10 protein-coding genes are annotated in these 13,853 nt (G+C 41.8%); 7 read left to right on the plus strand and 3 right to left on the minus strand.

Annotated elements, in window-relative coordinates:
* Window positions 1–7: 7 nt before the first annotated feature.
* Entirely contained in the window at window positions 8–1,075 is a 1,068-nt protein-coding gene (locus V7K32_RS12055; RefSeq protein WP_334993420.1) for an ABC transporter substrate-binding protein, read from the plus strand.
* Here V7K32_RS12055 and V7K32_RS12060 read toward each other — a convergent pair.
* Window positions 1,072–3,081 (minus strand): serine/threonine-protein kinase, encoded by a 2,010-nt coding sequence (locus V7K32_RS12060; protein ID WP_334993422.1) that lies wholly within the window; start codon window positions 3,079–3,081, stop codon window positions 1,072–1,074. The genes V7K32_RS12055 and V7K32_RS12060 overlap by 4 nt on opposite strands.
* Before the next feature lie 193 nt (window positions 3,082–3,274).
* Between V7K32_RS12060 and V7K32_RS12065 the strand changes: the two genes are divergently transcribed.
* From V7K32_RS12065 to rtcA, 4 genes are all read left to right on the plus strand, one after another.
* Window positions 3,275–4,360 carry an ABC transporter substrate-binding protein gene (locus tag V7K32_RS12065; protein WP_334993424.1) on the plus strand — a complete coding sequence of 362 codons (1,086 nt, stop codon included), beginning with the start codon at window positions 3,275–3,277 and terminating at the stop codon, window positions 4,358–4,360.
* A 31-nt stretch (window positions 4,361–4,391) separates the two neighbouring features.
* On the plus strand, window positions 4,392–5,156 hold the full coding sequence (locus tag V7K32_RS12070) for an ABC transporter ATP-binding protein (protein WP_334993426.1): 765 nt from the start codon (window positions 4,392–4,394) through the stop codon (window positions 5,154–5,156).
* Between the two features lie 128 nt (window positions 5,157–5,284).
* The gene (locus V7K32_RS12075) at window positions 5,285–5,998 is read left to right on the plus strand and encodes an ABC transporter permease (protein ID WP_334993427.1); all 714 of its coding nucleotides are present in this window, start codon (window positions 5,285–5,287) and stop codon (window positions 5,996–5,998) included.
* A 370-nt stretch (window positions 5,999–6,368) separates the two neighbouring features.
* Window positions 6,369–7,421, plus strand: a complete 1,053-nt coding sequence (gene rtcA / locus V7K32_RS12080; RefSeq protein WP_334993429.1) for an RNA 3'-terminal phosphate cyclase — start codon at window positions 6,369–6,371, stop codon at window positions 7,419–7,421.
* A 264-nt stretch (window positions 7,422–7,685) separates the two neighbouring features.
* Here rtcA and V7K32_RS12085 read toward each other — a convergent pair whose 3' ends face one another.
* Window positions 7,686–9,137, minus strand: a complete 1,452-nt coding sequence (locus V7K32_RS12085; protein WP_334993431.1) for an MFS transporter — start codon at window positions 9,135–9,137, stop codon at window positions 7,686–7,688.
* 77 nt (window positions 9,138–9,214) lie between these two features.
* Here V7K32_RS12085 and V7K32_RS12090 point away from each other — a divergent pair, with 77 nt between their 5' ends.
* Both V7K32_RS12090 and V7K32_RS12095 read left to right on the plus strand, forming a co-directional pair.
* The gene (locus V7K32_RS12090; RefSeq protein ID WP_334993433.1) at window positions 9,215–9,724 is read left to right on the plus strand and encodes a phosphoribosyltransferase; all 510 of its coding nucleotides are present in this window, start codon (window positions 9,215–9,217) and stop codon (window positions 9,722–9,724) included.
* 271 nt (window positions 9,725–9,995) lie between these two features.
* Entirely contained in the window at window positions 9,996–11,117 is a 1,122-nt protein-coding gene (locus tag V7K32_RS12095) for a hypothetical protein (RefSeq protein ID WP_334993435.1), read from the plus strand.
* Here the strand turns inward: V7K32_RS12095 and topA are convergent.
* A complete protein-coding gene (topA, locus tag V7K32_RS12100) occupies window positions 11,114–13,282 on the minus strand; it encodes a type I DNA topoisomerase (RefSeq protein ID WP_334993437.1) in 2,169 nt (722 codons plus the stop codon). The two genes, V7K32_RS12095 and topA, sit on opposite strands and share 4 nt — an antisense overlap.
* Window positions 13,283–13,853 lie beyond the last annotated feature (571 nt).

The raw sequence follows: 13,853 nt of genomic DNA on the forward strand, positions 1-13,853 counted from the left end.
CTGTTTTATGAATCCGTCATTATCCTCATCAACAGCAATTAATCGCCTTAGCCGCCGGAATTTTATTCAATGCGGTTCTATCTGGATTGGTAGTAGCTTCATTGCTGGTTGTACTAACAGCAACCAACCTCAAAAAAGCAATTCTCGGTTGGATAAAGTTACATTTGGCACAAACTGGATAGCAGAAGCAGAACACGGCGGATTTTACCAGGCGATCGCCACTGGTATTTACAAAGACTATGGTTTAGATGTAACTATCAAAATGGGTGGCCCGCAGGTTCCCAGTGGGACTCAATTGTTGATGGGGGGTGCGGTAGACTTTTTTATGGGTTATGGCATCGATGCCGTGAATGCCATAGCACAAGGTATTCCCAAAATTACTGTTGCAGCAATCTTCCAGAAAGATCCCCAGTGTCTCATCGCCCATCCCAACCCAGCAATTAAAACCCTTACCGACCTCAAAGGCAAACCAATTTATGTCTCTGCTTCTGCTAACATTACCTATTGGCCTGTTCTGAAAGCTAAGTATGGTTTTACCGACGATCAGAAACGCCCTTACAATTTTAATCCTGCTCCCTTTTTAACTGACAAAAACTCAGTGCAGCAAGGTTATATCACATCTGAACCCTTCGCTATCGAAAAGCAGGGCGGGTTTAAGCCCGTAGTATTTTTATTAGCAGATTATGGTTATCAAACCTATGCAACTACTATTGAAACAAAAAAAGAACTAGTAGAAAAAAATCCCGATTTAGTGCAGCGATTTGTTGATGCGTCAATTAAAGGTTGGTATAGCTACTTAAAAAATCCCCAACCAGGTAATCAGCTGATTAAAAAAGAGAATCCAGAAATGACGGATGAGCAAATTAATTATGGTATTCAAAAGCTGAAAGAATATGGAATTATCGTTTCTGGCACAGCAGAAAAACAAGGTATTGGAGCGATGAGTGAGGAACGATGGAAATCATTCTTTGAGAGTATGGTTAATGTTGGGATTTATAAAGCCAACGTTAATTATAAAGATGCATTTACCTTGCAATTTGTCAATAAAGGAGTAGCATCTTATCAAAAGACTTAGGGCGATCGCCAAATCTTGATTGTGTCGTCTGCACTACCACTGACAAGTGTCTGTCTATCCTGGCTGATGGCAAGGGATACAACTTGCTTGGTATGTCCAGAAATTGTGTGGACAAGTTTTCCCGTCTCCAGATTCCACAGGCGAATTTCCCCATCTAAACTACCACTGGCGAGAATCTGACCATCGGGACTGATCGCAACTGCTAAAACTGAGTACGAATGCCCTGATAAGGTGCGGAGTAATTCACCAGTGTTTACGTTCCACAACTTAATTGTCTTGTCAAGACTGCCACTGACAACGATCTGATTATCGGGGCTGATGGCGAGGCAAGTCACCCAACTTGTATGCCCAAAGAGGGTGTGAAGTTGTTGTCCGGTGGCGAGATTCCATAAGCGGATGCTTTTGTCTGTACTACCACTGGCAAGGGTCTGCCCATTGGGACTGATGGCTACCGATAAAACTGGCAGTGAATGCCCATAAAGGGTACGTAGCCGTTGACCGGTGGCAAAATTCCATAACCGAATTGTCTTATCTGTACTGCCAGTGGCAATGAACTGATTATCGGGGCTGATAGCTATGGCATTATTCCAAGCTACATAACCATCTGCCTTGATGCTGCGAATTTGTTGACCGTTACTAAGATTCCATTGCTTAATTGTCTCATCCAGGCTACCGCTAGCCAGGTTTTGACTATCAGGGCTGATTGCAACTGATAAAACTGGTAGTGAATGTCCGTAAATAGTGCGGATTAGTTTGCCTGTTTGCAGATTCCATAACTTGATTGTTCGATCATGGCTAGCACTGGCGATAGTTTGTCCATCAGGTGCGATCGCTACGGATGAAATCGCGTCAGAGTGACCAGTTAGCGTATTCACTAAAGCCAGATTTTTTGCCCATTCTTCGGCTGGACTAGATTTTATCAAAGAAAACCAGTCGGAGCGCATAAGATACGGAATTATGAATAAAATTACTGCACTAGCGGCAATTGCTCCACCAATTACCATCACCAAAGGAGATGTATTACCGACACTCAAGCCAAAGCGACGGCGGATCTGTGAACCTATTTTGGGTTTTGAGGAATTTTTGATCGAGCCTCGATTGGGTTGTCTTTTCAATGCTCGTTCAATTTCCGCTAACCGTTGTAAAATTACATTGGTGCTTTGAGGACGTTGACTAGGCGATCGCTTAATCAAATCATCAATTAAATCTCCTAACAATGGCGAAATACCAGAAGCATAATTACGCCATCGCACCTCATCAGTATTGATATCATAAATATCTTGATCGGTTGGTATTTTGCCTGTCAGTAAATAGACAAAGGTGCGACCTATGGCAAAAAAATCTGATGTTAAAACTGCCTGACCATTAAGTTGCTCTGGCGGTGTGAAACCAGGGGAATTTATACCTGTTACCTGTCCAGCAGCTTGTTTTAGCATATAAGTCTGTGTGACTTCTCGCACCGCCCCAAAGTCAATTAATACCAGTTGTCCATCGCCTTTAAGCATAATGTTGGACGGCTTAATATCCCGATGGAAAAAGTTTTGCTGATGCACCTCATGTAGAATGGTAAATAATTCCAGCAGCCACAAGAGTGCTAACTCTTGATCGATCGGGCGGAAATTGCGCTGTTGCAAGTATTGTTCAAGATTTAGTCCCTCGATTTTCTCCATGATTAGACAGTGCAGAGGCTCCTGACTGTTTTGGGGCAAAAAGCTAAAGTATCCTTTCCCCTTGGGAATTCCGGGATTATCCAGCTGACTTAAGACTTGAGCTTCTTGCTGAAACAGCGATACCGCCTTGGGGTTACTGTGTAGCAGAATCTTCAAAACTTTTGTTGTACCACTGCGTTCAATTACCTCGTAAGTCTTCCCAAAGCCACCACCGCCCAGTACACTTACTACTCGATAGCGCCCTTCAAGTAACAATTCCGAACCACAACTCTGACAAAATAACGTAGAGTTCTGATTTTGCGGGTTTGGGCAGTGAGGATTAATGCAGAAGCTCATTGTTTTTTCATATAATTTTTTTTACATATTATTTCCAGATGATTAGGTGATTATATTTTTAAGCAAATTCTCACCCACCTGAGCCAAATATGGAAATAAAACCTTGGCGGTTATGATAATCTTATACTATAATTCCACCAACAATTTAGAGTATATTTCAATACTCTATTTCAGTAAAAATGAGAGGTATTAAATGAGTCAGCTAGATGACTCTGGAAATGGAATCTGTGGCATCAATCGCCGTAAATTCATTAAATATGGCTCAATTGCAGTAAGTAGTGGAATATTAGCAGCTTGTACAAACGGTAGCAAAACATCACCAGTAACTTCTGTTTCTAACTCCAGGTCTGATACCAAACTAGATAAAATCACTTTTAGCATTCACTGGGTGGCGGAAGCAGAGTATGGCGGTTTCTACCAGGCTGTAGCGACAGGTATTTATAAAGATCATGGATTAGATGTCACCATCAAACCAGGTGGGCCAAGGGGTAATTACACCTTATTGTTAATGGGGGGATCTGTTGATTTAATCATGGGACATGCTGGTGATGCGATTGGAGCTTCCAGAGATAACGTTCCCATAATTACAGTGGCCGCTATTTTCCAAAAAGATCCTCAAGTTTTAATCACTCACCCCGGTACGGGTAACGACTCCCTGGAAAAACTTAAAGGAAAACAGATTCTTGTTGGTTCTGGTGGCGAAGCTACATACTGGCCATTTTTAAAGGCAAAGTACGGTTTTACAGACGACCAAAAGCGCCCTTATAACTTTGATGTTCAACCATTTCTGAAAGATAAAAATATTATTCAACAAGGTCTTTTAACAGCTGAACCCTTCGAGATTAAAAAGAAAGGAGGGTTGGAACCACAAGTGATATTATTAGCAGATTATGGTTACAATGCCTATGCTTTTACGATTGAAACCACAAAAAAGCTGGTAGAAAAAAACCCAGATTTAGTACAGAGATTTGTTGATGCCTCAATTAAAGGTTGGTATAGCTACCTTGAGGAACCAATTCCAGGTAATACCTTGATTAAGAAAGACAATCCAGACATTACTGATGAGCAGTTAAACTTTAGCCTTGAGAAGCTTAAAGAAAACGCCATAATCACTGGAGGTGATGCTCAAGAATTGGGTATTGGTGCGATGAAAGAAGAACGCTGGCAATCGTTTTTCGACAACTTGGTTAAAACAGGTGTTTTTGATGCGAACACTAATTACAAAGATGCCTTCACCTTGCAATTTGTGAATAAAGGAGTAAGCTATTACAAGACGTGAGCGATCGCTTGCTATTCTCCAGATTTTTTGAATGAGTAACTGTCCCATTATTACGCTCAATCAGATTAGCAAGGTCTACACCAATGGCACTGTTGCCCTGCAAGACCTGAATTTAGCAATTCCAGAGTCGCAATTTGTTAGTTTAGTTGGCCCCTCCGGGTGCGGTAAAAGTACAGTCCTGCGTCTGATTGCCGGATTGGGACGCGCGAGTTCTGGTAATATTGATTGGGGTATAACTCAGCAAGCAAGAAAACTGGCTTTTGTTTTCCAAGATGCCGCACTCATGCCTTGGGCAAATGTCAGGGAGAATATACGCCTACCCCTAAAATTGTCCAGAATGTCTAAAAAATATAGCCAAAAATTAGTACAGCAGACATTAGAACTGGTAGGATTAAAAGGTTTTGAAGAGAACTATCCCCGCCAGTTATCAGGTGGGATGAAGATGCGGGTATCAATCGCTAGGGCATTAGTTACTCAGCCAAATGTCCTGTTGATGGATGAACCATTTGGCGCATTAGATGAAATTACTCGTAGCAAACTCAATGGTGATTTACTCGATTTGTGGCTTCAACAGCGCTGGACGGTGGTTTTTGTTACTCACAATATTTACGAAGCAGTGTACTTATCAAATCGCGTGGTAGTTATGGGGACAAGTCCGGGAAGGATTGTAGCAGATGTAAAAATTGATGTTCCCTACCCCCGTGACGATGACTTTCGCACATCATTGGTGTATAACCAATATTGCCGTGAAATTTCTCAGCATCTAGCTAAAGCTATGAGCTTTGCCCCAATTTAAAATTTTGAACTAATATGCTATTTATCCGTCGTACCCAATCACAAAAGACATCGAGCAAGTTTTTTTCTGCTGACGTTTGGGCACCGATGGGAGTTGGTATTATAGCATTATTATTATGGGATATATTTGTGCGGATAACACATTTACCTCCTTATATCCTCCCTGGACCTTTATTAGTATTTAAAACTTTAATTACTGACTGGAGCGAGCTTTTTCCATCACTATTAATTACACTGCAAATCACAGTCGTTGCTTTTATTGCTGCCGCTATTTCTGGTTTACTAATGGCGATTTTGTTTACCCAAAGTAAATGGATTGAACGCAGTTTATTTCCCTATGCAGTAATTTTACAAACAACTCCTATAGTTGCGATCGCACCCTTAATCATTCTCTGGTTAAAAAATAACACCTTCGCCGCTTTAGTAGTTTGTGCCTGGATTGTCGCCTTTTTCCCCATCGTATCTAACACTACACTAGGACTCAACAGCGTTGACCGGAACTTGCTCAACCTATTTCAACTTTACAAAGCTTCTCGCTGGCAAACTCTGCTGTATCTCCGTTTACCCAGCGCTATGCCCTATTTTTTAGGTGGTTTAAAAATTAGCGGTGGTTTAGCATTAATTGGCGCAGTGGTTGCGGAATTTGTCGCGGGTACTGGCGGGGCAAAATCTGGCATTGCTTACCGGATTTTAATTTCTAGCTACAACTTACAAATTCCTCGGATGTTTGCAGCATTATTTCTCACAACTGGGTTGGGTGTATTAATTTTTGTCGGCTTGAGTGCCTTATCTGACTTTATATTAAGTAAGTGGCATGAAAGTGCTGTGAAACATGAGAATTAAGATTTTCAAACGCAAAGGGACGCAGAGGGAAGCGCAAAGGGACGCAGAGGAGTTAATTCTCTGCGTTACTCTGCGTAAACCTTTGCGTTCCTCTGCGTTAAAAAGAAGACGGCGGCAGAAAAGTTATTGATCCTGAGCTGTTAAAATTTAAGGAAATAGTTGATCCATATCGGTTGATGAATCCCGGTAAAAGCAAGGTTCTTCAATTCCAAATTCAAAATTAGCAAACTACAAAAAACACATATCAAAATTTTTTCTGTATATTTGTGTAACTTCGCTTCAAAAAGCTAGCTATTAGGCGTTTATAATTTGTGGTTTGATTTCAACACCCGTGGGGATAACCCAAAATCCCACATCCCAATAATCGCCCATGATTGAAATTGACGGTTCCTACGGAGAGGGAGGCGGACAAGTTCTTCGGACTTCCTTAAGTCTAGCGGCTATCACTGGCGAACCCATACGAATTTCAGGCATTCGCGCTGGACGCAAAAAACCAGGATTAGCAGCACAACACTTAACAGCAGTTCGGGCTGCGGCGAGAATTTGTAATGCCCAACTACAGGGTGATGCTTTGGGTTCAATGCTGCTGGAATTCATCCCAGGTAGTGCTGTGCAAGCTGGAACTTATACCTTTGATGTTAGTAAAGCACAAGTTGGTGGTTCTGCGGGTGCGATCGCTCTAGTTTTACAGACAATTCTCTTACCTCTGGCACTAGCATCTGGCAATTCCCAAGTAACACTAAAGGGTGGAACTCATGTAAATTTTAGCCCGACAGTAACGTACATTGAGCAAGTTTATTTACCAATATTGCAACGCATGGGTGTAGAAGCCCAAGTCAAGTTAGGCGCTTGGGGGTGGTTTCCTAAAGGTGGCGGAGAGGTAGAGTTACAGGTGACTGGCGGTGGTAAACTCAATGGGATCAACTTGTTAGAACGGGGAAACTTACAACAGGTGCGAGGGCTAGCAGTGGTAACGGAATTGCCTTCGCATATTCCCCAACGAATGGCGAATCGTGCCGAGAGTTTGTTACGGTCAGCCCATTTAAAAGTTACTATACACGCCTTGCGAGAAAGAGGTATAGCACCTGGGGCGGGTATTTTTTTAACTGCTGAGTATGAAAACAGCTTGACTGGCTTTGGTGGATTTGGGCGATTACGGTTGTCGGCGGAGACAGTTGCAGAAATTGCTTGTCAGCAACTACTTGAGTTTCATCACACTGGCGCAGCAGTGGATGAACACTTAGCAGATCAGTTATTATTACCAGCTGCTTTAGCTTCACACGAAAGTCATTACCGGGTGGCTGAGGTGAGTAGACATTTGACGACGAATGCAGCAGTAATTGAACAATTTGGGTTAGCGCAGATTAGAGTAAATGAAGCTGAGAAAATCGTGTCGGTAATTCCTGTCTTGATGCAGATTTAATACTCACAATATTAAAGCTTTTCCCTAAAAGCGATCGCTAGTCACAAATGAAGCACAAGTTAATATACTAGGTTAGGCAAAATACCTTGCAGTCGTAATACTTTACCCACATCCCAGAGCGTTTGAATTTACCTCTGCCAAAGGCATATATTTAGGTTAAGTCAGTTTGCGATCGCAAATACAAGTACCTCCCCTGCCTCCCCTGCTCCCCCTGCCTCCCCTGCCTCCCCTGCCTCCCCTGCCTCCCCTGCTCCCCCTACTACTTTAACTCCCTCTCTTCGCTTGCCGTTCTTTGAGTTTCAGCATAATTTCTGCGTGCATCTCGCGCGTAATTGGGTAAAAATACGTTAAAATTAAGCCACAAATCAAACAAACTGTAGGTATAGGCCCAACAGCAATGCGAATCGCAAACAGTGCAGATTCAGGTTGGATGGGTAGTGGACTTCCGGCTACAGATTCTTTGAAACCGGCTACTTGCAAAGCATTTCCCACCAAAAACAGCCCGAAAGCTAAACCAAATTTTTGTAGCAAAACCATAAAGCCATAAAAAATGCCTTCTCTGCGTTGTCCAGTTTGCAGTTCATCTAATTCAATCACATCTGGAATCATGGACCAGGGAATTAGATAAGCTGTGGAGACACCAATACCAGCCATGATAGCCATCACATACATCAAAACTATTTGACCAGGTTTTAAGAAAAATAGCCCTGCGGCGGCTATTATCCACAAACTCATTCCCAGAAAATAAACAATTTTTTTCCCGATTTTTTTACTCAGCGCCCCCCAGACAAATAGCATCAGCAGGGCAGTTGCTTGGACTGCAATCAGCACTGTAGGCACATCTGATTCTTTAAGTCTCATACAATTGACTACAAAATAGGGAATAATGCTAGCTGTAATCTGCACACCTAGCCAAGAAAAAAGATATATACCAATAACAAATAAAAAAGGTCGGTTGCTGAAGACAATTTTTAGCTGTTCGCCGAAGGGGAGAGATGCAGGTTCTTCGGCTAGGATGCGTTTAGCCTCAAAAGCCAGGATGCGATCGCGGACTCCAAAAACGCACCAATATAATCCTAAAATTGAAATTACAGTACAAACTGCTGCTAAAACGAGATATGCTTGTTGGCGATCGCTAATTTTGATAAAAATAATTAGCGCTAAAATCAATGACAGAATGCTGCCACCAATAGAAAATGTAAAGCGATAGCTGTTAAGGCTGGTGCGTTCGTCGTAATCTTGAGTTAGTTCTGGAGTCATCGCCGTATAAGGCAAATTCACAACCGTGTAAAAGGACTGAGATAGAATCCCAATCGCTACGTAATACCAGAACAGAGGCCAAATATTCTCACTCTGATTTGCACTAAATCGCGGTACAATCCACTGCAAAAAAAAGAAAATCCCAAAAGGGATTGCTCCATAAAACATCCAAGGAAGACGACGGCCCCAACGCCGAGATTTCGTTTTATCAGTCAGGAACCCAACAAGCGGATCATTTATCCCATCCCAGATTTTGCCAATCATCAAAATAGTGCCAGCTAAACCCGCAGGGATACCAGCGACATTGGTAAAGAAAATTAGTAGATAAAAGACAGAGATGTTTGCAGTAATTGCTGGCCCTAAATCCCCTGCACCGTAAGCCAGCTTTGTTTTCAAATCGAGTTTTTTATTGAGAATATCTCGTTGGGCATGGTCATCAGCAGTAGAATCATTCATAAAACTTTGCACTCATAGTAAAATAAAAAATCTGCAATCGCCTTCAATATTAGCTATTTACCACTCCCGTTAGACTTATGCCAGACCTTTATGTTTCTTGGTCAGATTATCACCAAAAAATTGAACAACTGGCTATCCAGATTTATCAATCCGGTTGGGAATTCAACCAAATTATCTGTCTTGCCAGAGGAGGACTACGAGTAGGAGATATTCTCTCCCGTATATACCAGCAACCACTGGCAATTTTAGCAACCTCATCTTACAGTGGCATTGGTAAGCAAGAAAGAAGTAATTTAATTTTCTCCCAGCACTTGACAATGACCAGCGAAAAATTAGGTTCGCGTATTCTCCTAGTGGATGACTTAGTAGACTCTGGCATCACACTGGAACAAACTATACCTTGGCTCAAGCAAAATAATCATTCCCCCATTGAGGAAATTCGCACTGCCGTACTTTGGTATAAAGCCTGTTCTGTTCTAAAACCCGATTATTATGTTCATTACTTAGCTGAAAACCCCTGGATTCACCAACCCTTTGAACATTACGAGCAGATGAACCCTGCAGAACTTGCGGCTAAGTTCAGCTAGTGTTTATAAGTACTTAGTGTCGCTACGTAGAATTTTAAATTAAGAATTAAAAAAGGTTATGGAGTAAGCTTTTTTGGCTCACCCGATTTGTTACTATATTTTGCCAAAATTGGCACATTTACTCCTAAATATCTATGGTGTTAAGCTGAAAATCATCTAAATTGAATAATCAAATAAAATAAAACTCTTGTGGGGTGGGCATCTTGCCCGCCCTAATTATACAAATTAAATGCAGAACAGCTTATTTACCTGACTCATTGTTAAAGAAAGAATGATAAACGACATTTCGCACAAACGAAACCTTCACCGATTTGATCCTGTTGCCTATTTAGTAATTGAAAAATTTCGTCTTTCTCCTCTAACTTTTGGGTTGTTGGCAGCAATTACCGCTACTGTAGTTTATTTGTTTACTGCATGGATAAGTAATACGCTGTGGTCTAAGCAGGGACAGATGGGGTTATTTAAAGACTGGATTCCCTGGCTAGTAGGACTTTTCATTAATCCAACAATATTGGGATATTACTTGTGGAGTTTTCAAGCGATCGATAAAGTAATTCAAGAGCTTGAAAAATCTGACGTATTAGAAATTGACTTTTTTCAGATTGATCAATTTGTTCTTAACCTCTATTCTCAAAAATGGCGCAAAGTTTCTGCACTTGCCAGCGCTCTCTTTTTCAGCACTATTGTTTTTATCATTAGACCTAGATTAGAAGATAGTTGGACTAGCTCTAGTTTTCTGCCAAGACTGACCATTACGATCGCCACATTTGCAGTTGTATATATGGGTAGTATACTTGTCATTAATTTGATTACAAATATTTGGATTTTCTATCGAATTTTAGGAAACAAGGATCTTGATATCAATCCTCTTCATCCCGATCGCTGTGGTGGTCTTCGATGTCTAAGTGATTACTCGCTTAAAACTGCCTATTTAGTTGCTGTTTTGGGTATATTGATTGGTGTGATTGAGTATCAAGTGATTACCGAAAATGTCGGAAAAGGATTCTGGTTTGTTCATCTGGTAATTCCATTGTATATTTTTATATCAATGGGATGTTTTTTTGGGCCATTGTTGGCAGCAAATAGCGGTATGAAAAGAGCTAAAGAAAAGTCTTTAGATAAAATTGCTCGGCAGTTCCGAGCAGATTATTCAGGGATTTATACTAGTCTGGCTGAAGACACAGAAGCTTTCAAGAAAAAATCTGAAAAAATTCAGCAGCTACGCACTTTATACACTATGACCGATGAGTTACCTGTTTGGCCCTTCGATATCAAAACTTTCCGTCGATATCTCCTAACAGTACCTACTCCTCTTATTGGTATCCTAAGTGGTATATTTAAAAATTTGTTGATAAATCTACTTAAGCAACAGGGTATCAAACTTGGTAGTTAAGTTTTTGATATTTCCCCAAACTTAGGACTCCACCACCCTTTTTGGGTACTGAAATAAGCTACATCTTTATGTTTGGTATCCTTACGGGATTGTGGGTCAGAACATCGCAACATTGTCTTACTCTGCCCCTCTTTGATATAACTGTATTCTTCTAGAGGTTTCTTACATACTGGGCAGGGATATGCTGTCATCTTCACAGGAGATTTTTGTTGATTTTCAGCTTGGACTGTTTTAGTTTGTGGTGGCTGCCAAGTTTTGTTAAAGTCGCTCCAAAACAACACGACATTTTCACAGCCTTTTGTGCATTTGAGGAAATATTTCTTTTTAACTTTACTACTCGGAATTTTGGCGAGAAAATTTTTGCATTCAGGGCATCGAGTTTTGGAAGTTTCATATTTGCGTTCATTTACCACATTAGCTTTACCTATTGAGGAACTCGCAACTACAGTTTTAGCTTTGGAAAGTGCTGGTATAAAGTAATTCTGATTCCAGCTAGTTAAATAATGCTGCCAAGAGTTTTTTCCTTCAGAAATTGCATCAAGAGCATCTTCCATTTTCGCTGTAAATTCTGCCTCTAGTAAATCAGGGAGTGCTTTGAGCAAAAACGCATCAACTTCTAACCCTAATGCTGTTGGTTGCAAATGATCTTTTTTCAACTCAACATAATTTCGTTTTTTTAAAGTAGCAACAGTAGGAGCATAGGTACTTGGGCGACCAATTCCTTTACGTTCCATTAGTTGCACCAATTTGGGTTCGCTATAACGGGGTGGTGGCTGCGTTTGCTTCTTTTCGTGTCCAGCATTCTCCAGTTTCAGCGCCTGTCCCTGTTGTAATGAAGGTAAAACACTATCCTTGCTGAGATTATTCCAGTAGCGAGCATAACCGTAAAATTCAATCACTTGCCCTCTAGCTGACCACAGTATGGAGCCAGACCGAGTAATCACCTGAGTTTTACGCAATTGGGCAGCCCGACACTGAGAAGCAATTGACCGTTTCCAGATCATCACATACAAATTAAACTCATCATCAGGAAGTTCTAAGCGCAATTGAACTGAGGGACGAAACACATCAGTTGGACGAATCGCCTCATGTGCTTCTTGAGCAGATTTGCTACTACGATGCTTGGCGACTTGCTGTGGTACATTCTGCGGGTCATTTTGCTCTAACCATTGACGGGCGCTGGCACAAAATTCTGGACTCAGCATTACTGAGTCTGTTCGCATATATGTAATCAACCCTGCCTCATAAAGCTTTTGGGCTACAATCATGGTTTTATCAGGAGCAAACCTCAGCTTTGAACCAGCTGCTTGCTGAAGACTGGAAGTTGTAAATGGTGGAGGTGGCTGGCGGTTAACAATTTTTCCTTCAAAATGAATCACCTGATGCGGATGTCGCTGTGCTTCTTCAACTAAACGTGTAGCCTCTGCTTCGGAAAGAACGCGCTTAGACTCTGGCGTTTCTGGACTATTACCTACCTTCGCGTCATCATGAGCTTCAGTTTCTTGCTCTGCTGCATCTTTTGCAGAATCGACCGTCCCTTTGTAAAAAGCCCGAAATCCTTCAGCATAATCTACCCAGACACTCCAGTAATCTTGGGGGACAAAAGCCAGAATTTCGTTTTCTCGCTGACAAATTAAGTGCAACGTCGCGCTTTGGACTCTGCCAACACTCTTAGCACCGTTATTCAATGCCCAAACTAAAGGGCTACCTTTATAACCTACCAGCTTGTCTAGGCAATCTCGGCACAGCCCAGCACCGATTAAGTTTTGGTCTAGCTTTCTAGGATTAGCGATCGCACTCTGTACCGCCGATGCTGTAATCTCAGTATAAATTACTCGTTTCGGCTCCCTTAAACCCAGCGTTTCTTTGAGATGCCAAGCGATTGTTTCACCTTCCCGGTCTGGGTCAGTTGCTAAAACAACTTCATCAACCTGCCTCACCGCAGACTTGAGTTTCTGGATTGTTTCCTTTGCTCGTTGGTCACGCGGGACGTAATTACACCGGACATTACTGCCGTCCATCACGAAGCCCAAGGAATCGTCTCCTTCATTGCTGAGTTCTCGGATATGGCCACAACTAGCTAAAACTTTCCAATCCGAACCCAGAATTTGACTGAGTTTTTTGACTTTTCCGGGAGACTCTACCACAAGCAGGCGTTTTATCATAGCAACTGCGTTCTAGATTTTGAGCAATAAACTGGCAATTGCGATGAGCGATGGCACAGCCAACGCCAAAGGCGAACGCCTATTCTCGTGATCTCGATTTTCTAGAATACTCTACCAAAAAGCTTGGGAAATTGCTCAACTCAGTTTATAGGTAAATGATGCCTGATTGTGCGATCGCTGTTGGTAGTGACATTAGGGACTTCCAACAAATAAATTACCCAATCTTGTGGGGTGGGCGTCTCGCCCGCCCTTGTATATGGGCGGGCTTTTCGGCCCACCCCACAAGAAATAGTTGAGTATTTTTTTATTTGGAAGTCCCTTATTACTATGATTTTAGCCTCAACAACCTACTTAGGGACTGACAAGAAATAAATTATTCCAATAAACGAACCACAGAGACAAGGCAGCGCGGTCTTGGGGGTTTCCCCCATGAGCGACTGCCGCACAGAGAACGCAGAGAGAAGAAATAGAGAGAGTTTTTGCGTCAGTTTTGGAACATTTTTTTATTTGTCAGTCCCTTAAATTAGGATTTAACAATATTCGCCTGCAAGACGAACACCTACCAGATATC

The sequence above is a fragment of the Nostoc sp. genome, from assembly GCF_036917635.1.
Lineage (GTDB): Bacteria > Cyanobacteriota > Cyanobacteriia > Cyanobacteriales > Nostocaceae > Nostoc.